17 protein-coding genes are annotated in these 17291 nt (G+C 68.4%); 7 read left to right on the top strand and 10 right to left on the bottom strand.

From position 1 onward, the window contains the following. Nucleotides 1-55: 55 nt before the first annotated feature. Nucleotides 56-907: a LysR family transcriptional regulator gene (locus tag LQ772_RS04870; protein WP_231324548.1), complete on the top strand. Its 852-nt coding sequence runs from the start codon at nucleotides 56-58 to the stop codon at nucleotides 905-907. A gap of 38 nt (nucleotides 908-945) precedes the next feature. Here the strand turns inward: LQ772_RS04870 and LQ772_RS04865 are convergent, their stop codons facing one another. From LQ772_RS04865 to LQ772_RS04855, 3 genes are all read right to left on the bottom strand, one after another. Next, the gene (locus tag LQ772_RS04865; protein ID WP_231324546.1) at nucleotides 946-1566 is read right to left on the bottom strand and encodes a DUF1579 family protein; all 621 of its coding nucleotides are present in this window, start codon (nucleotides 1564-1566) and stop codon (nucleotides 946-948) included. Between the two features lie 69 nt (nucleotides 1567-1635). Further along, nucleotides 1636-2466: a helix-turn-helix domain-containing protein gene (locus tag LQ772_RS04860; protein ID WP_231324544.1), complete on the bottom strand. Its 831-nt coding sequence runs from the start codon at nucleotides 2464-2466 to the stop codon at nucleotides 1636-1638. A gap of 139 nt (nucleotides 2467-2605) precedes the next feature. Further along, nucleotides 2606-2935 carry a hypothetical protein gene (locus LQ772_RS04855; RefSeq protein WP_231324542.1) on the bottom strand — a complete coding sequence of 110 codons (330 nt, stop codon included), beginning with the start codon at nucleotides 2933-2935 and terminating at the stop codon, nucleotides 2606-2608. Between the two features lie 134 nt (nucleotides 2936-3069). Here LQ772_RS04855 and LQ772_RS04850 point away from each other — a divergent pair, with 134 nt between their 5' ends. After that, on the top strand, nucleotides 3070-3609 hold the full coding sequence (locus LQ772_RS04850; RefSeq protein WP_231324540.1) for a DUF2058 domain-containing protein: 540 nt from the start codon (nucleotides 3070-3072) through the stop codon (nucleotides 3607-3609). Between the two features lie 90 nt (nucleotides 3610-3699). On the opposite strand, the gene LQ772_RS04845 is transcribed toward LQ772_RS04850, so the two are convergent. Further along, nucleotides 3700-4290 (bottom strand): hypothetical protein, encoded by a 591-nt coding sequence (locus LQ772_RS04845; RefSeq protein WP_231324538.1) that lies wholly within the window; start codon nucleotides 4288-4290, stop codon nucleotides 3700-3702. 319 nt (nucleotides 4291-4609) lie between these two features. Between LQ772_RS04845 and LQ772_RS04840 the strand changes: the two genes are divergently transcribed. Then, the gene (locus tag LQ772_RS04840; protein WP_231324536.1) at nucleotides 4610-6400 is read left to right on the top strand and encodes a hypothetical protein; all 1791 of its coding nucleotides are present in this window, start codon (nucleotides 4610-4612) and stop codon (nucleotides 6398-6400) included. Between the two features lie 110 nt (nucleotides 6401-6510). After that, a complete protein-coding gene (locus LQ772_RS04835; protein ID WP_231324534.1) occupies nucleotides 6511-7665 on the top strand; it encodes a flavin-containing monooxygenase in 1155 nt (384 codons plus the stop codon). A 92-nt stretch (nucleotides 7666-7757) separates the two neighbouring features. Here the strand turns inward: LQ772_RS04835 and LQ772_RS04830 are convergent, their stop codons facing one another. Together LQ772_RS04830 and LQ772_RS04825 are read right to left on the bottom strand one after the other, a co-directional pair. Beyond that, nucleotides 7758-8843, bottom strand: coding sequence for an ABC transporter substrate-binding protein (locus LQ772_RS04830; RefSeq protein WP_231324532.1), 1086 nt, complete (start codon nucleotides 8841-8843; stop codon nucleotides 7758-7760). After that, on the bottom strand, nucleotides 8840-10048 hold the full coding sequence (locus tag LQ772_RS04825) for a serine hydrolase domain-containing protein (RefSeq protein WP_231324530.1): 1209 nt from the start codon (nucleotides 10046-10048) through the stop codon (nucleotides 8840-8842). Before LQ772_RS04825 ends, LQ772_RS04830 begins: the two co-directional genes overlap by 4 nt. Nucleotides 10049-10219: 171 nt before the next feature. Here LQ772_RS04825 and LQ772_RS04820 point away from each other — a divergent pair, with 171 nt between their 5' ends. Continuing rightward, a complete protein-coding gene (locus tag LQ772_RS04820) occupies nucleotides 10220-10861 on the top strand; it encodes a dihydrofolate reductase family protein (protein WP_231324528.1) in 642 nt (213 codons plus the stop codon). Between the two features lie 51 nt (nucleotides 10862-10912). On the opposite strand, the gene LQ772_RS04815 is transcribed toward LQ772_RS04820, so the two are convergent. Then, the gene (locus tag LQ772_RS04815; RefSeq protein WP_231324526.1) at nucleotides 10913-11179 is read right to left on the bottom strand and encodes a hypothetical protein; all 267 of its coding nucleotides are present in this window, start codon (nucleotides 11177-11179) and stop codon (nucleotides 10913-10915) included. Between the two features lie 275 nt (nucleotides 11180-11454). Here LQ772_RS04815 and LQ772_RS04810 point away from each other — a divergent pair, with 275 nt between their 5' ends. Continuing rightward, a complete protein-coding gene (locus tag LQ772_RS04810) occupies nucleotides 11455-12678 on the top strand; it encodes a cyclic di-GMP phosphodiesterase (RefSeq protein ID WP_231324524.1) in 1224 nt (407 codons plus the stop codon). 12 nt (nucleotides 12679-12690) lie between these two features. Continuing rightward, nucleotides 12691-13938, top strand: coding sequence for a putative bifunctional diguanylate cyclase/phosphodiesterase (locus LQ772_RS04805; RefSeq protein ID WP_231324522.1), 1248 nt, complete (start codon nucleotides 12691-12693; stop codon nucleotides 13936-13938). A gap of 115 nt (nucleotides 13939-14053) precedes the next feature. Here LQ772_RS04805 and LQ772_RS04800 read toward each other — a convergent pair whose 3' ends face one another. The 3 genes from LQ772_RS04800 to LQ772_RS04790 all read right to left on the bottom strand — a co-directional run bounded on the left by LQ772_RS04800 (nucleotide 14054) and on the right by LQ772_RS04790 (nucleotide 17289). Then, entirely contained in the window at nucleotides 14054-15148 is a 1095-nt protein-coding gene (locus LQ772_RS04800) for a S41 family peptidase (RefSeq protein WP_231324520.1), read from the bottom strand. Nucleotides 15149-15222: 74 nt separating this feature from the next. Beyond that, nucleotides 15223-15888 (bottom strand): response regulator, encoded by a 666-nt coding sequence (locus tag LQ772_RS04795; RefSeq protein WP_231324518.1) that lies wholly within the window; start codon nucleotides 15886-15888, stop codon nucleotides 15223-15225. Beyond that, complete coding sequence (locus LQ772_RS04790; protein ID WP_231324516.1) at nucleotides 15889-17289, bottom strand: ATP-binding protein; 1401 nt, start codon at nucleotides 17287-17289, stop codon at nucleotides 15889-15891. It lies immediately after the preceding gene. Between the last annotated feature and the right edge of the window lie 2 nt (nucleotides 17290-17291).

The following is a 17291-nucleotide window of genomic DNA, read 5'->3' as shown; positions in this document are numbered from 1 at the left end:
GCGTCATGCATAATTGCATGGCAACCGGTCCTGCCTGCGACCGGAGAGAACCGCGATGGAATGGAGCGACCTGCGCGTTTTCCTGGCCATCGCGCGCGAAGGCACGCTCGGTGCTGCCGCGCGCAAGCTGGGACAAACCCAGCCGACCATGGGCCGTCGGCTGACGGCCCTGGAGCACGCGGTCGGGCACCGCTTGTTCCAGCGGACCAGGAGCGGCTTCGTGCTGACCGACGAAGGCGCCGCCGTTCTTCCTCATGCCGAGCGCATGGAGGAGGAGGCGCTCGCCCTGCAGCGACAACTCACCGGGCAGGAAAAGCAGCTGGACGGCATGCTGCGGATCACCGCTTCGGACTGGTTCGCCGAGTACCTGCTGGCACCCGTCCTCGCCGAATTTTCCCAGCGCCACCCGCGCGTGGTGATCGAGTTGCTCACCGACTCGCGCTTCTTCAGCCTCTCGCGCCGCGAGGCCGACCTGGCTTTTCGCATCCAGCCCTTCGACGAACCGGACATCGTCTCGCGCAAATTGCTGCGCATGCCCTACGGCGTCTACGCGGCCGCGGGCCATCCGGTGGCTCATGCCGGCGACGGCGCAGGCGTGGGCCTGATCACGATGGATACCGCCTTCAGCGACATGCCGGACGTCGCCTGGCTGCAGCGGATGCTCCCCAACGCGAGCGTTCTCTTCCGCAGCAATGCGCGCGCCGTGCAGGCGCGCATGTGCCTGCGCGGCGCTGGCCTCGCGGTGCTGCCCTGCCCGCTCGGCGATGCGCTCGACGGCTTGCGGCGCATCGATCTCGGCGAGGAGCCGCCCGCCCGCGACACCTGGATCGGCTACCACCGTGACATGCGCCGGCTGGCCCGGTTGCGGGCGCTGCTCGACATCGTGATTGCGCGCCTCGCGGATTGACCATCCCTCGAACGAAGAACGTTACGCGCGGGGCCTCCTCACCTTCGCGTGTACTCCAGCCGCACGGCCAGCATTTCCCGTCCGTCGTGGTGCTCGTAGTACTCGTAGGTGAAGTGGTCGGCGTCCGGCACGCGCATGACTTCGCGCAGCGGGAGGGTCGCGCCGGCGTGGTGCGGATCGGGCATGGCGCCGGTCAACTCGTAGGTGCGCCGCGACGGATCGTAGGACCCATGCGCCAGGATCATTCCGGTGAAATTTACGTCCATCCAGAGGCTGTCGTAACGGCGCGTGGCGAGGTCGTAGCCCAGGTAGCCCAGGCCCCGGAAAGCACCGGCCGGCGAGTCGATGCGCAAGTCCTGGCGCAGGTGCCGTCCGCCCAGCACCGGCGTGAGCGTGGCCTCGCCCACGTCGATCGCCGGCGGCTTGGCCGGGTCGGTCCACATCGATTGCCTGACCGTCCAATGCCCCGCCAGCGCGTTCAGCCTCTGCAGTTCGGGACCGGAGTCTGCCCGCGCGGTCGATGCGACGGCCGGCGACGGTTCGCGCGCACGCGTCGATGCGTCGGGCGAAGCCTGTCCATGGGCGGGACCGCAGGCCAGCAGGATTGCGGCCGCGACGGCGGGAGTAATGGAAAGCGGAAACCGGGAGCGCTCGCGCATGATGCCGTTCCAGAGTGGGAGTGGCATCAGCGTGCGATGCCACTTCCGGCGCGGCAATGACCTGCGAGGTCATGAAGCCGGTCGAGGCGCCTCGTCCGCCGCCAGCTGACGGCATACCCGGGAAGTGAACTCGTCGGCGGGGAACGCGCACTCGACCCGCAGTTCCTCCAGCGTCACGTCGCGCGGCATCGAAAACGTGGTGATCGTTTCGAAGAAGCGCAGCTCGCCTTCGCGATGGCGAAAGACGAGCGTGAGTACCGGATCGAGCGGCCTGCCCGCATGCACCCGGCCGAGCGTGGGCACGTCCGGATAAGCCGACACGCTGTCGAGCATCCGGCGCGGCAGCGGATCGGTGGGGGCCGCGGCGATCTGCGCATGCAGATGGTGCAGGAACTTCTCCGCCACTTCCGACCAGTTGACGATCACGCCGCGGAAATCCTCCGGGTCGAACACTTGATGCAACAGGTTGGCGTGGCGGCTTTCCCGCCCGTCCATGAGCCATCGGTTGACCCGCATCGCGGCGCCATTCGCCATCAACACGTTCCACTCCCGGTCCAGCACGAAAGCCGGGTACGGTTCCTGCTGCGCCAGGATCAGCTCCACCGCCTGGCGCATGCGCTCCAGCGCGGGCGTCGCCAACGCGTGCTCGGGACACTCGGGCGCATAGCCGGCCGCGAGCCACAGCGCGTTGCGCTCGCGCAGCGGCATGTCCAGCACGGCCGCCATGCGCGCCAGCGCCTCCCGACCGGCCCGTGCCTTGCCGGTCTCGATGCAGCTCAGGTGCCGCGTCGACACCTCCGCCGCCAGCGCCAGATCGAGCTGGCTGAGCCTGCGCGCCGCGCGCCACTCGCGCAGCAGCACGCCAAGCGGGGGATGCGCGACCGTGCGGTTGGCGGGCATGCGGCGTTCCTGGACGGAGTCGGAGCTGCATCATGCAGGCAAATGGCCGGAGCCACTCCTGACACCGGCTCAACGACGCGTTGCGCGCAACGCCGAGAAGATGACGGCGTCACGACGCATGGCCTCCGCACCCGTCAGTTCATCCGCCGGACTCCCCATCGCCGCGCTCGAACCAGGCGGCGTAGGGACTGTTCTTCACCAGATGGCGATTGAGGTCGGGCGCACCGTCGTCCCACCAAACGGGGCCCCGCTCGCCGAGGGCCACCTTGGCTTCGTCGACCGCCTTCCCGGCCCGCGCAAGCGCTTCGTGGTTCCCCGACCGGCGCGCTTGCCCGACCGCGCGGCGCGCCGCCATGAGGCGACGAACCCACGCCTCCCGCACCTCGGGCGCCAATCCTGGATTGGCCGCACGCCACAGCCGGCCACGAACCACCAGGTAACGACCATCGGGGGTCAGCGAATAGGTCATGGGCAGTTAGCTAGCACAGCTCGCGCAAGCGCAAGGTCGCGCCATGCGGACCGTTCACTGCCACCGGACTCGGCGCCTCCGAGCCGATGCCACGCGGGCTACAATCGGCCACTCCGAACGCCGCACCGCCTCCCATGCGCAATCCCCTGCAAGAACAACTGCTGAAGGCCGGCCTGGTCAACAAGGCCAAGGTCAACCAGGTAGCGCGCGAACAGTCGAAACAGCGGCAAGGCAAGGCACCGGCGGCCCCCACCGCCGAGCAGGTCGAGGCGCAACGGCTGCAGGCCGAGCGTGCCGAGCGCGACCGTGCTCTGGCGGCCGAGCGGAATGCCCAGTCGCGTGCCGCCGAGCAGAAGGCCCAGGCGCGCCAGATGATCGACACGCACAAGGTCGAACGCGGCGGCGACATCACCTATCGCTTCACCGACGGCAACCACATCGCCAGCGTGCTGGTCGACCAGCGGCTGCGCGCGCAGCTGGCCAGCGGCGCGCTCGTGATCGTGCGCTACGGCGAAGGCTACGAGCTGGTCCCGCGCGCTGCAGCCGACCGGATCCGCGACCGTGACCCGCAGCTGATCGCGCTCGACCACGGTCGCGCGGAACCCGCGGCTCCCGCGGGCGAGGACGACGCCTACTACCAGCAGTTCCCGGTGCCTGACGACCTCATCTGGTGAGCCGCGAGGCGAGCGATTCGTAGCGCGACATGTCCGGAGGCGCCCGCAAGGGCGCCTCCATGGCATGACCATCGACCGCGGCCGGGCCTCTCAGACGCCCGTGAATGCCGTGCACGAGACGCGCGGGTTCCACATCGAGAAGACCCCCAGCGGGTTGTACTTCCATGCCCACACGTGGAGGCTGTAATGCGCCGGCAGGCGGAAGCGGTTCGGCGCGTCGGTGTGGTCGAACAACTGGCCCATCAGCAACGGCGGTGACCCATCCGCATGCGCGCCGTCCCACACATCGGCGAGCGCCAAGTATTCGACCGCCACCAACCGTGCGCCACCGCCGTGTGTCGGCTCGTAAACCAGCAGTTCCGGATGGGCCACGTCCACCATGCCGTCGCCGAGCAGGCTGGCCTTCAGGTAATGCCTGCCCATCGCGCCCATGTCCGGGCCGCTGACGCAGCCCAGCACCGGCATGTAGCCGTCCGCTTCGGCCTGGGATACGTCCCGGTATCTCGCCGTGGCGTCACGGACCGCCTGCACCAGTGGACCTGCGCGGTGGTGCATGAAATTCCAGGCTGCGTCCTGTTCCGCCTGCGTGACGGTCTCCGCGGCCGCCGCGGCCGCCGGCGTCGTGGCCAGCAGTGCCGTGCCGATGAGGCCGATCAGGATCGGGTCGATTCGACGTTTCATGAGCGTTCTCCAGAGCAAATGCGATCGGCCCCCGCCTTTGCGCTGACATCTGCGATCGAGCAAAGCGCACGGACCAGAAACGGTGAACACCGGACCTCAAGAAATTGCGACACGCACGACACGGTGCGGCGACCGCCCGGATGCAGTGCCGGGCCTTGCACGCCACCGCGAATCGCCGTCGCGAACGCGGTGATCGTGCAGAAGTCGCCATGCCAAGGCCCGCAGGAACTTTCGCAAAGCGAGCGGGGCGCTGTTATGCGCACCCGTGACAAACGCCCGCATAACATCCCGCGCCTCAGGGGGTCAGGGAGCATTCATCATGAAATTCCTGCCCGTCTCTCGTGGCCTGGTCGCCGCCTCGCTGCTGGTTCCCTTGACCGCCGCGCTCGCCTCCCAGGCAAGCTCGACCCTCACCCCCCAGCAGGTCGGTTCGACAGGTCCGGTCACCGTCGCCCCTCGCGTGCCCGTTCCGGCGGGCCAACCGTGTGTCGTGAACCTGATCCAGGACGAGACCACCTCTTCCCACTACACCTACATGCCACCCCCGGGCTGCAGCGGGCCGTGGGCGAAGGTGGTGCTGAAAGTGAACGTCACGGAAAAAGGCGCCTGGGGTTCGACCAAGACGGACCTGCGCCTCGGCGGTTTCACGATCTACGAAGCAACGCTGCCCAAGTCGGCCGCGACCTCCACCTGGGAAGTCGAGCGTGACTTGACGGACTTCACCGCGCTGCTGGAGGAGGCGCACAACGGCCAGATGATCGTCGCGCCGGACCAGGACATCTGGTCCAGCGAGGCGTATATCCCGGACGAGGTCAGCCTGGGCGCGCAACTGCTCTTCTATCGAGCCTCCTCCTCGCATCCCGCGCCGAAGACGCCCGATGCGCTGTATCGCATCCTGCCGCCGCCGGCCGCGCTTCCCCCGCTTCCGCGCAACATCGACCGCGCCTATCTGGACGTCTACAACCAGCAGCCGTGGTGGTTCACCTGCGCCACCGACCAGGAGGTGCAGAACTCGGGCCTCCCGTTCATCTCCGCGCTGGCGATGGGCGCCGAGCTGAAGTACGGCATTGCCTCGCCGGCACACAATGGTTGTGGCGGCGGCAGTTTCGCGGAAATGCTGGTCCGGCTGGATGGCACGCCCGCCGGAGTCGTCCCGGTGTTTCCCATGCTGACCGGAGCATTCAGCATCTACTTCCCGCATACCGTCAACGCACCGGCGCAGCCGCCGCAGATGCTCGACCACATCCCCTATCGCCTGGACCTGACCCCGTTCTCGCCGCGGCTCGACGAGGCAGGCACGCACCGCATCGAACTGAGCCGAACGGCCGACGCCACCCTGTTCGTCTACCTCGACAAGGGCACCACGCTGGTCAGCGGCTTCGTGACGCGCAACACCCTCGATACCCAGCAGCACCCGCTGATCGACGACACGATCAGCACGGCCGACGACACCGGAACGGCCACCGTCTCGACGAGCCTGGACCGCGACTACACGATCGAGGGCTACATGAACACCTCGCGCGGCCGGGTCGACCTGAGCGTCCACCAGACCAGCCATTTCCTCAACCGGCAGGCGTTCTACTTCGACGGGCTGCAGTATCCGGACTACCGTCATTACCGGCAGCACCTGTGGCTGGAGAGCCAGACGCAGCAGCACAGCACCCGCACGCGCGCCGGAACGGTGCTGGACGACAACACGCTGACCGCGTCCTACCCGCTCGAGGTGCTGTGGAACGCCGACGGCCACGTCGTGGATAACGACGCGCCCGAAACCATACCGACGAACGAAAGCGCCAGCGTCGAGCAGCACTGGAACCTCGACACGACCCACCTCCGCAACGGTTTCGCTCCCTACACCAGCCGTGTGCGTGAAAGCTTCATCTCCAGCCGCACCCGCGACCTTCAGACGCAGCAGGACAGCAACTGGCAGAGCCAGGCGCAGTACCTCTTCAACGACAGCCCGGGTAGTTGCTATCAGTCGACCCTGACCACGCTCGACGGGGCGGTGGCGACCGAAGACAGGGGCGTCGGCTGCCCCAACGGGCAGAACCACGTACGCTGGCGAGCCCATCCCGACGGCTCGCCCGACAGTCTGGGCTGGACGCACTGATCGTTTGCGAGGCGCCCGGAAATGGCGCCTCGCGTTTCTCCGGCCTGCCACGGCGTTCGTCCCGGTAACGTTCGGGCGTACGCTTCAGCGCGTCATCGCTGGAGAGTTCGATGAGCGACGCGGACGTCATCGTCATCGGCGCCGGCCCGGCCGGGCTCGCCTGTGCCGCGCAACTGGGCGAGCGAGGCTTGCGCGCCTCGGTGCTGGAGAAGTCGGACACGGTGGGACCGGTCTGGCGGCGGCACTACGACCGCCTGCACCTGCACACCGATCGCGGGCACTCGTCCTTGCCCGGTTTGCCAATGCCGCGCGGGTATCCCCGCTACCCGTCGCGGGACCAGGTGATCGCCTACCTGGAAAACTACGCGGCGCACTTCCGGCTGGCGCCCACGTTCGGTTGCGAAGTGCGGATGCTTCGTCGCGAGGCCGGGCTGTGGCATGCCGATACCACGCGCGGCCGTTGCGCCGCGCCCCAGGTGGTCGTCGCCACCGGCTGGGCCGACGCTCCGCATCGGCCGACCTGGCCTGGCCAGGACGACTACCGCGGCAGCGTGATCCACAGCAGCGAGTACCGCCGCCCGGAACCGTATCGCGGCCAGCGCGTGCTGGTGGTCGGCTTCGGCAATTCCGGCGGCGAGATCGCACTGGACCTCGCCGATGCCGGCATCGACGTCACGCTCGCGGTGCGCGGTCCCGTGCGCATCCTGCCGCGCGACCTGCTCGGCCTGCCGATCCTCACCTGGGCGATCGGCCAGGCATGGCTGCCGCCGCGACTGGCCGACGCGATCAACGCGCCGGCGATCCGCCTGGCCATCGGCCCGACACGCGGCCTGGGCCTGACCATCGCGCGCAAGGGGCCACGCCGGATGATCGCCGAAGACCATCGCGTACCGTTGCTGGATGTCGGCACGCTCGACAGGATCCGCCAGGGCGCCATCCATGTGCGCGGCGGCATCGGGCATTTCACCCGCGAAGGCGTGGCCTTCGTGGACCCGCACGGCGAGGGTCGCACCGTGCCGTTCGAGGCCGTGATCCTCGCGACGGGCTTCCGCGCCGACCTGAGTCGCCTTCTGCCGCAGGCGACGGACACGCTCGACAACCAGGGCAGCCCGCGCATCACCGGCATGCCGACCGGCGTTCCCGGACTTTTCTACTGCGGGCAGATCCCCTCCCCCACCGGCCAGTTGCGCGAGATCGGGATCGAAGCCCGGCGCATCGCCACATTCGCCAGCCGGATGCTCAAGGAGCGCGCCGACCCGGCCTGACTTGTGCAACCCGGTCGGCCGCGCCGGTTTCCGGTGGAAGATCCCGGTGGAAGAACTGTTGACATCGGTACCAACGAACGCGTGTGCCTGCGTCAAGGGCCCGACATGCCGGCATGGAGGACCCGCAAGCGATCCGGCGCGGACGGATCCCGCTCGACCACCTGGATGGGCGCCTCCACCCATTGCCAGATGCTGATGCCCGGCGTGCGCGAAAACCGGATCTGGCCGCGGGTACCTTCGACGACGACGCGTGGCCAGGACTCGACGATCCGGCGTTTGCCGGCGCCGCGAACATCCAGCACGGCGGCCAGGACGACGATGGTGTCATAGCCCTCGAACGCAACGAACGAAGGCGTTTCGCCCAACCGCTCGCGAAGAAGACGCCCGACGCGCGCACCCAGCGGGCCGAGCCGCTCGGGCAGATAGCGCAGGAACGGGATCGCGCTGCCCTCATCCCCCAGCCACTGCGCCCATCGGGAGAATTCCGGTTGCCCGGCCGGCGCGCCCAGCATGACGCCGGCGAGGCGCGGATCGCCGCGAACGGCCCTGACGATCGACACGGCCGGCTCGGGAATGCCGGTCAAGAGCAGCACGGCTGTCGCACGCTGTTCCACCACGGCATCGGCGACGGCAGCTGGCGCGAGCGTGCGCGCATCCAGATCGATCACCGTCGCGCCATGCGGCGCAAGATGGTCACGCAGGATGCAGGTGCCCGCGGCCCAGTAGACACTCGGCTCGGCAGCCACCGCGATGCGGCGATGTCCGGCCGCCAGCAGGAAATCGGCGTAGACCTGCCAGCCGCGCGACTGCGGCGGAGCGAGGCGTGCGACCCATTCGGTGGCCTGGTCGGTGAGCGCATCGAGCACCGCCGACGAGCAGACGAACGGCAAGCCGAGGGCATCGGCCCGGGCAGCGGCGGCCCGCGCGGCGACGCTGTGGTATTCCCCTGCCAGCGCATCCACGCCCAAGCCGGCCAGTTCATCCACGGCCGCGGCGGCGCGCTGTGGATCGGCAGCCGTATCCCGCACGAGCAGTTCGAGCGGCCGGCCGCCGATCCCGCCAGCGGCATTGACCTCATGGACGGCCAATTCGAGCCCGGCCAGCACATGGCGCCCCGCCTCGATCCAGCCGGGTCGGCTCAGCGGCACCAGGGCGCCGATGTGGACTGCGGGATTCACGGTACGGCGCGCGCCTGCTCGCCATCCACGGCGTGCTTGATCGCGGCGACAAACGCGCGACGCGCAGCCACCAGGGCCTTGCTGGTGGCTTGCGGCCACGCGCCGACCTGGGCGATCACCAGCTTGCGCGCGGGGTCGACGTAGACCATCTGGCCGAAGATGCCGATCGCCGCATAGCTGCCGTCGGCGTCCGTCCACCAGAGATAGCCGTAACCGCGATCCGGTTCGTCGACGCCGGCCTGCTGGCGCACGGCGCCCTCCAGCCACGCGCTGGCGATCACCGGCTTGCCCTCGATGCGGCCGCCGCCGAGCATGAACTGTCCCAGCCGCGCGTAATCGGCCAGCGTGGCCGACAGGCCGCTGCCGCCGGTATCGCTGCCATCGCACTCGTCCTTGATCCAGTACGCATCGTCGGCCATGCCGTAGGGCTGCCAGATCGTCTGCGCGAGATAGGCGGCCAGCGACCGGTGCGTGGCCCGCTGTACCAGGATGCCGAGCAGGTCGGTTTCGGCGGTGTTGTAGTTCCAGTGCGTGCCGGCCGGCCATTGCCGCGGCAGCTTCGCCAGGTACGAGAGCACGTGCGCCTGTCCGTCGACGCAGGCGCCGAGGTACATCTGCGCCACGTCCGACCCGGCGTCGGCGTAATCCTCGTTCCAGCGCACGCCGGAGGTCATGGTCAGCAGCTGCTCCACCGTCACGTCGGCATAGGCGGTGCGGCGCAGCTCCGGGATGTAGGTGCCCAGCGTGTCGTCCATGCTGTGGATGTCACCTTGCTGCAGGGCGATGCCGAGCAGGGTCGAGGTGACCGACTTCGCCACCGAGAACGAGGTCCAGCGTTGCTGCGGCCCGAAGCCTTTCGCATACCGTTGCAGGCGCACCTGCCCGTCCTGCAGCACCATCACGCCAGCGATGTGGTAGCGCTCCATGTAATCGGCAAGCCACGCGGCCGTCTTCTTCCCGGCCACGGACAGCGGCCGCCCTTGCGGCAAGGCGTGGACGTGTGAGCCGTGCGCGGCGCGGTCGCTCGGAAACATCTCGTACATCCGCGGGAAACGCGCCTCGCGCTGCGCCTGGCTCCAGAACAGCACCCCCTCGCGCTGCTGCCCGATGGTTTGGCCGGCGTGTTCGCGCGCCGTCGAAGGCAACGCGACGGCAAGGCAAAGCACGGTTGCAGCGAACAGGCGGGCGGCGGGAATCAGGCGCATGGGAAAGACCGGAGGGTGCGAGGCTCGCCATGTTACCGGGCCACAACCCGCGCGATGGGCGGTATCCGCCGTCGCAGGTCGAATGGAGCGCCGCTTCGCCGATACGTCGACAGACCCCGGCTGTCGCGGCGTTCGCCGGGGTAAGCTGGGGCTTCATCACGGAGGCATGCCATGGGCAAGGTGCGCGTCGCGGGCTTTTCCATTTCGATCGACGGCTTCGGTGCAGGCATCGAGCAGAGCCTGCAGAACCCATTGGGCAAACGTGGCCCGGACATGTTCCAGTGGTTTTTCGGCACCCGCACCTTCCGGGCCATGCAAGGCGCATCCGGCGGATCGGAGGGCACGGACGAAGCTTACGCCGGGCGGTCGATGGCGGGCTTCGGCGCCTTCATCCTCGGCCGCAACATGTTCGGCCCCATTCGCGGCCCGTGGCCCGACGAGGCGTGGGAGGGCTGGTGGGGCGACAACCCGCCCTACCACGCTCCCACCTTCGTGCTCACCCACCATCCACGCGACCCGATCACCATGGAAGGCGGCACCACCTTCCACTTCGTCACCGGCGGCATCCGGGACGCGCTCGACCAGGCGAAAGCGGCCGCGGGCGACAAGGACATAAAGATCGGCGGAGGCGTGAGCACCGTCCGCCAGTACCTCGAGGCCGGTCTCATCGACCAGATGCATTTCGCGATCGCGCCGGTCGTGCTCGGACAAGGCGAGGCCATCTTCGCCGGTCTCGATCTGCCTGCCCTCGGCTTCAAGGTGACCGAGCACGTCGCCACCGAACTGGCCACCCACGTGGTGCTTGCGCGATAAGCCGCCCGCAGGCGCTTTGCCGAGCGAAAAGTGCAGCCCGGATTCCGGCGATCAGCGCGCGCGGTACAGGAGGCGGCGCAAAAGGATGGGCAACAGGCCGAGCGCGGCAAACACCGCCGGCCCAGCGATGACAAAACCCGTCGCGGCCACCCGGACGTTGTGCCAGAACACCCAGACCCGATCCTCGTCCAGCACGCCGCCGTGAAACTGGGCTTCCAGTTCAGGCTGCAACGCGAGACAGGCCGCTACCGCGCCCACGAGGCATGCCGTCAGGCCAGCCACTGCGATCCATAGCTTCTCCCGGCGCGACAGCTGCATGGGAATCCGGGTTCGGAGGTGGGAAAGGAACTCTACCCGGCGACCGGGGCCGTCTCGGCATCTTTTGTGAGGCGGGTGAGTGGCGATCAGCTCGATGCTTCCCGCCGTCTCGTCGCATCCCCTATGAGATCAAGCACTTCCGCTCCGGCCCGACCCTAAAGAAACGGGTGACAGCGCCGATCCAGAAATTACGACCCGGCCCTTGATCCGGTCGATCCCGATGTCCGCCGCAACTTTCGAACCATGCCCAACGCCAGCCACGCACGGTGCGCCCCATGACCTATGAGCTGGAGGAACGCTGCATGGACGTGGCCGACCTGCAGGTCGGCATGTACGTGTGCCGTCTCGACCGGCCATGGGAGGAAACCCCGTTTCCGCTGCAAGGGCTCGCCCTGACCAGCACGGAGAGCATCCAGGCGTTGAGCGCGTACTGCGAGCACGTCTACATCGACGCCCGGCGACTGGTGGCCGATCCGCCACCGCAAGCGTCGGTGATCACCCGCGCGCAGGTATCGACCCAGCGCTTCGACGCGTCGACCCGTTATGCCAGTGCCGTGCCGATGGACACCGAGCTGCCGCACGCGCACGAGGCATGGGACAACGCCACGGCGATGCTCGACCGGATTTTCGAGGACGTGACGTCCGGCCGCGAGCTGTCCGCCGAGCATGTGGAAAAGGCCGTGCGGCCGCTCGTCGCCAGCGTGCTGCGCAACGTCGATGCATTCTTCTGGGTCGAAGGCCTCCGCGGCCACGACAGCTACAGCTACCGCCACGCCATCAGCTGCAGCGCACTGGCTGCCGCGTTCGGCAGACACATGGGCTTCGCCGAAGAGACCATCATCAGCATGGCCGCCGGCGGCCTGTTGATGGACGTAGGCAAGACCCGCCTGCCGCGCGAGCTGCTGGAACATCCCGGGCCGCTGTCGCCGGGCGAGATGGACACGGTGCGCTCGCACGTGCACGAAGGCACGGCCATCCTGGCCAACTCTCGCATCGTCGACCCGGACGTGCTCGACATCGTGCGCCACCACCACGAACGCTACGACGGCAGCGGCTACCCGGAACGCCTGATGGGTTCGCAGATCCCGCTGCCCGGCCGCATGCTGGGCATCGTGGATACTTATGACGCGATGGTCAGCCCGCGCCCCTTCCGCGCCGCCGTCTCGCGCCACGCTGCGCTGCGCCGCATCTATGCCGAGCGCGACCAGCTGTTCCAGGACGAATTGGTCGAGCAGTTCCAGGTCTGCATGGGCGTCTATCCCACCGGGTCGCTGGTGGAACTGAGCACCGGCGAGATTGCCGTCGTCATGGCGCAGAACCAGGCACGCCGGCTTCGTCCGCGCGTGGTGCTGCTGAGCACGCCCCTCAAGCAGCGCGTCAACGATTTCCAGGTGATCGACCTGATGAACCACGAGGCTTCCGGCGCGATCAGCATCGTGCGCAGCCTGGCGCCAGGCGATTGTCCGATCGACACCTCCGACCTGTTCCTGGCCGCATGAGTCCGGTGCGCGATGCTCAACCGCGCTGACATCTTCGACGCCATCGAAGGACAGTTGACGCGGTCGGCCGCCAGCGCAGGCCACCTGGCGGTCATGATGCTGCGCGTGGAAGGCCTGCGCGAGGCAAGCCTGCGTTTCGGCTACGCGATCGGCGAGCAAGCGCACCTGCGGGCGCGGGAACGGATCTGCGCCGCTCTGCGCCCGATCGACCGCGTGTTCTCCGCCGGTGACGACCGCTTCGCCGTCGTGCTCCCCGGGCTGCACAGCCACAACCACGTGTTGCTGGCCGCCATGCGATTGCTGCAGGCCTTCGAGCGGCCGCTGCACGACCTGCCCTGCCCGTTGCAGGGCCGTCCCGAAATGGGCGTGGCGCTCCATCCCGACCACGCCGACACGCCGGACCTGTTGTGCCGCCGCGCGGACATGGCGTTGGCCGCTGCGCATGCCCGCGGCGAGTCGTGCCTGCTGCACGAACCCTGCGAAACGCACGACGAAATCGTCTACGAGGAGTTGCGCGAGGCGATCGAAGCCAATCGGCTGAGCGCCTATTTCCAACCGGTGTGGAACCTGCAGCGGAACACCATCGCCGGCGTGGAATCGCTGGCGCGCTGGACCAGCCCGCGGCAAGGCCTGGTTTCGCCGGCCAGCTTCGTCGGATTCGCCGAGAGGAGCGACCTGATCCAGGCGCTGACCCGCTGGAGCATCGGCACCACGCTGCGCCACGCCGCCATGCTGCGGGATGCGCCAGGGCTCACCTTCGCCATCAATTTCTCGCCGCGGGTGTTCGCCAGGCCCGGCCTGGTGGAACAGTTGATGGACCTGCTGGAAATCTGGGGCCTGCCGCCCAGCGTGGTCGTGGCGGAGATCACCGAGACTGCGCTGGTGAACGACCTGGACGCGATCGCGCACGCGATGCGGCGCATGCGCGATCGCGGCGCGCGCATCGCCATCGACGACTTCGGCACCGGCTACGCATCCATCGCGTACCTGCGTCGCTTCCCGGCCTCCGAGCTGAAAATCGACCGCTCGCTGGTGTGCGACCTCACCTGCGATCCGCGCACCGCCAAGCTCGTGCAATCGATCATCCAGATGGCACACCACATGGACATGGCCACGGTCGCCGAAGGCGTGGAAGACCAGGCCACGCAGGATCTACTGACCGCGATGGGCTGTGACTACGCGCAGGGCTACCACCTGGGCCGCCCCGAGCCTGCCGGCGACTTCGTCGCGCGCCACGCGGACGCCGTCAAACGGATCTGACGACTTCGGGTGGCGATGGGCCTCGGCCCGTTCATAGCGCAAGACGTCCCCCACGGCCGTGCGACGGGGGGACGTCGACAACGAGGCGGACCCAGGCTTCCGAGCGCCCGCTACATCATTTCAGCTCGTCCAGCCGCTGCTGCAGTTTGGCCTTCCATTCCGCATCGGCCTCGGTCGCCAGGACCGCCTTCAACGCAGCCACCTGCGCGATATCGAGAGCATCGTCCGCCGAGGCCGGCACGTCCGGAGCCACGCCCACGCCTTCCCAGTCCGTGTGAGTAACCGGATTGATCGGTCGCCCCGAGGGCACGAACATCATGAAGTGCGCCGACAGCCGATGCGGATCGCCGGCGTGGGCGCCGCCGCCGGTCGTCTCGCCGACGAGCGTCGCGCGGCGATTGTTCTTCAACGCATAGGCAAGGTCTTCGCAACCGGAGAAGGTGTCGCTGCTGGTGAGCAGGTACACCTTGCGCGCCTGGCCGTACCGTCGACCGGCCACCTTGGCCTGCGTCCAGCGCTGCTCGGTACGGTTCTCCTCGCGCCAGTAGACGTCGTTCAGATGCGTCGGCTGGTCGAACAGGTAGCTGGCGAACGCCATCACCGCATCCGGGTCGCCGCCACCGCAGCGGCGCAGGTCGACGATGAGCGCGCTGGTGTCGGCCAGCAGGTTCATTGCCGCGGCGTAACGCTCCGCCGCGCCCGGCAGCCGCCCGAACTGGTGCACGTCGATGTAGCCCAGGTTGCCGTGCAGCCGGCCCACGCTCTCCACGCCGAAGTTGAAGCGCTGCTGCTGCGCCGTCTCCTCGGCCTTTTCGCGCGCCGACGGTTCCCCTCCCGGCGCCTGCGGCGGCACCGCATGCTCGAAGTAGCGCACTTCCAGATGTGCGTCGTGGCTCTCCTCGCGCAAGGTGCTGGTAAGGCGCTCGGCGAATCGTTCGGCGCTGTCCGCATCGTCGAATTCGCCGCGTTGCAGCCCCGCGCGCAGCCGCGCATCCATCGCCGCTGCCTTGTCCGGGAACACGTAGCTGCGGTCGAGGTTGGCGATCACCGCGGCGATGACTTCCTTGCGCATGGGCGCGTCGACCGTCATGTCCTTCTGCGGGGGCGGGCCCGGTTGCGCACGCAGAACCACGCCGAACGCAAGCGCTCCGAGGCCGCAAAGCAGGCCCGCTCCCGCAAGGGCGCCGCCGCGCCCGAAATGCTTTTTCATCGTGTCACTCCAGTGGTCGTCGGTAGTCGACGAACGGGAGCGTGGGACACGATTATGGAGACACTGTGGAGCGCTCAGAACTCCACTCGATAGCCGACACCGTAAACGGACTGGATGATGTCCTCCCCCTCCAGTCGCGCAGCCAGCTTGCGGCGAAGATTCTTCACATGGCTGTCGATCGATCGGTCCGATACATCCAGCGTGTCGCGCGCGACCACGTCGAGCAGCTGCGCCCGCGAAAAGATCACGCCCGGGCGACGGGCCATCGCGACGAACAGGTCGTACTCCGTCGCGGTCAGCTCCAGCGGCTGGGCGTGGACGCGTACCGTACGCGTCGCCTCGTCTATCGCCACCGGCCGCTTCCCGTCACGCGGTGACCCGCAACGACGCAGCACAGCCCCGATCCGCGCCACCAGTTCGCGCGGGCTGAACGGCTTGCACATGTAATCGTCCGCACCGGTTTCCAGGCCGAGCAGGCGGTCGATCTCCTGCACCCGGGCGGTGGTCATGATGATCGGCACGTCGGAGAAGCCGCGCACCGCCTTGCACAGCGTCAAGCCGTCCAGCTCCGGCAGCATCAGGTCCAGCACGATGAGGTCCGGCGGCGCATGCCGGATACGGGCCAGCGCCTCGCGGCCGTTCGCCATCACCTGCGCCTCGTAGCCGGCGGCCGCCACGTAGTCGGCCACGATGGCGGAAAGGTCGCTCTGGTCTTCCACGATAAGGATCGTCGCGGGCATTCAATGCTCCAGCGGCAGTGTCAGCGTCACGCGCAAGCCACCCAGCGGCGACAGCGAGAAGTCCAGTTGTCCACCATGCGCCTCGACGATCTGCCGGCTCAGCGCCAGTCCCAGTCCGGCACCGCCGAACTGCCGGCTGCGCGAAGGCTCCACCCGGAAAAAGCGTTCACCGAGGCGCTCCAGCAGTTCATGGGGCACACCCGGCGCACTGTCGTCCAGGAGGATGCGCAGCATGCTGCCGCCCACCTCGCCAAGCAGATCGACGCGGCCGCCCGCGCGGGTGTAACGGAGCGCGTTTTCGAACAGATTGCAGAGCACCTGGCGCAGGCGGTCGGCGTCGCCGCGCACGAAAGCCCGCACGTCCGGCGCCGTCAACGACGCGTGCAAGCCGTGCACCTGGAACTTGCCTGCGAAGTCCCGCCACGCATCCTCGACCACGCGCCACGCGTCGAAGGTGCCCATGGCGTAGGGCAATGGCACCGCATCCGCGCACGCCAACGCATACAGATCCTCGACCAGCTGGCCCAGCGACTGCACCTGGCGCAGCAGCAGCGCGAGATTCTCCGGCGTGGGGGCACGGACGCCGTCCTGCAACGCTTCCAACTGCGCTCGCAGCACGGACAGGGGGGTGCGCAATTCATGCGAGGTGTCCGCCACCCACTGCCTGCGCGAGCGCTCGCCATCGTCCAGGCGGGCCGCGAGCTGGTTGAACGCGTTGGCCAGCTCGCCCAGCTCGTCGCCGCGCGTCACCGCAACCCGGGTGTCGAACCGGGCCTTGCCCAAGCGGCGCGAGCCCTCGACCAGCGCGGCGATCGGCCGACGGAAGCCTGCCGCGAGCAACCCCGCCGCAAGCGCGCTCAAGGCCGCGCCGATCAGCGCAAGCAAGGCAAGGTTGGCCTGTTGCTGCATCAGGAACGCTACCGCCAGGCCGTCATCCGGCTTGCCCGGCTTGGCCAGCACCAGATTGCCGACCGCCCTCCCGTCGACCACGATGCCAAACCGCGTCCGGTCGATCGATGCCGCCGCGACCAGCAGCGGATGGGCCAGCGCGCCGGCGAGGTAGCGGTCCTGCGCGTCGAGCAGGCCAAGCCGGTAGCCCAGTGTCGAGCGCGCGACGTCCGTCGCGTCGGCAGGTCGCCCGCCTGCCAACGCCAACTGCTGCCGCAGCCAGCTCGCACGGATGTCGGTCCCGGCCGGAACGAACGACCAGCCGTGGTGCACCTGGTAGGCGGCGGCCAGACGCTGGCGCAACCGGTACAACTGGTCCTGCTCGGCCTGCGTCACCGGCCCGGGCGCGTCCCCGGAGAACTTCCAGCGGACGAGTCCGACGCCAACGGCGGCCACGGCCAGCATCGACAGCGACATGGCCAGGAACAAGCGTATGCCGATCGAAACCTTCAAGC

The organism is Frateuria edaphi (assembly GCF_021117405.1).
In the GTDB taxonomy this organism is placed as follows: Bacteria; Pseudomonadota; Gammaproteobacteria; order Xanthomonadales; family Rhodanobacteraceae; genus Frateuria_A; species Frateuria_A edaphi.
The sequence above is the reverse complement of the archived record's forward strand: the minus strand, read 5'-3'. Positions and strand labels throughout refer to the sequence as shown.

Coding starts and splice junctions, on each gene's coding strand:
- LQ772_RS04870 (WP_231324548.1), top strand. CDS start 56: ATGGAATGGAGCGACCTGCGCGTTTTCCTGGCCATCGCGCGCGAAGGC.
- LQ772_RS04865 (WP_231324546.1), bottom strand. CDS start 1,566: ATGCGCGAGCGCTCCCGGTTTCCGCTTTCCATTACTCCCGCCGTCGCG.
- LQ772_RS04860 (WP_231324544.1), bottom strand. CDS start 2,466: ATGCCCGCCAACCGCACGGTCGCGCATCCCCCGCTTGGCGTGCTGCTG.
- LQ772_RS04855 (WP_231324542.1), bottom strand. CDS start 2,935: ATGACCTATTCGCTGACCCCCGATGGTCGTTACCTGGTGGTTCGTGGC.
- LQ772_RS04850 (WP_231324540.1), top strand. CDS start 3,070: ATGCGCAATCCCCTGCAAGAACAACTGCTGAAGGCCGGCCTGGTCAAC.
- LQ772_RS04845 (WP_231324538.1), bottom strand. CDS start 4,290: ATGAAACGTCGAATCGACCCGATCCTGATCGGCCTCATCGGCACGGCA.
- LQ772_RS04840 (WP_231324536.1), top strand. CDS start 4,610: ATGAAATTCCTGCCCGTCTCTCGTGGCCTGGTCGCCGCCTCGCTGCTG.
- LQ772_RS04835 (WP_231324534.1), top strand. CDS start 6,511: ATGAGCGACGCGGACGTCATCGTCATCGGCGCCGGCCCGGCCGGGCTC.
- LQ772_RS04825 (WP_231324530.1), bottom strand. CDS start 10,048: ATGCGCCTGATTCCCGCCGCCCGCCTGTTCGCTGCAACCGTGCTTTGC.
- LQ772_RS04820 (WP_231324528.1), top strand. CDS start 10,220: ATGGGCAAGGTGCGCGTCGCGGGCTTTTCCATTTCGATCGACGGCTTC.
- LQ772_RS04815 (WP_231324526.1), bottom strand. CDS start 11,179: ATGCAGCTGTCGCGCCGGGAGAAGCTATGGATCGCAGTGGCTGGCCTG.
- LQ772_RS04810 (WP_231324524.1), top strand. CDS start 11,455: ATGACCTATGAGCTGGAGGAACGCTGCATGGACGTGGCCGACCTGCAG.
- LQ772_RS04805 (WP_231324522.1), top strand. CDS start 12,691: ATGCTCAACCGCGCTGACATCTTCGACGCCATCGAAGGACAGTTGACG.
- LQ772_RS04800 (WP_231324520.1), bottom strand. CDS start 15,148: ATGAAAAAGCATTTCGGGCGCGGCGGCGCCCTTGCGGGAGCGGGCCTG.
- LQ772_RS04795 (WP_231324518.1), bottom strand. CDS start 15,888: ATGCCCGCGACGATCCTTATCGTGGAAGACCAGAGCGACCTTTCCGCC.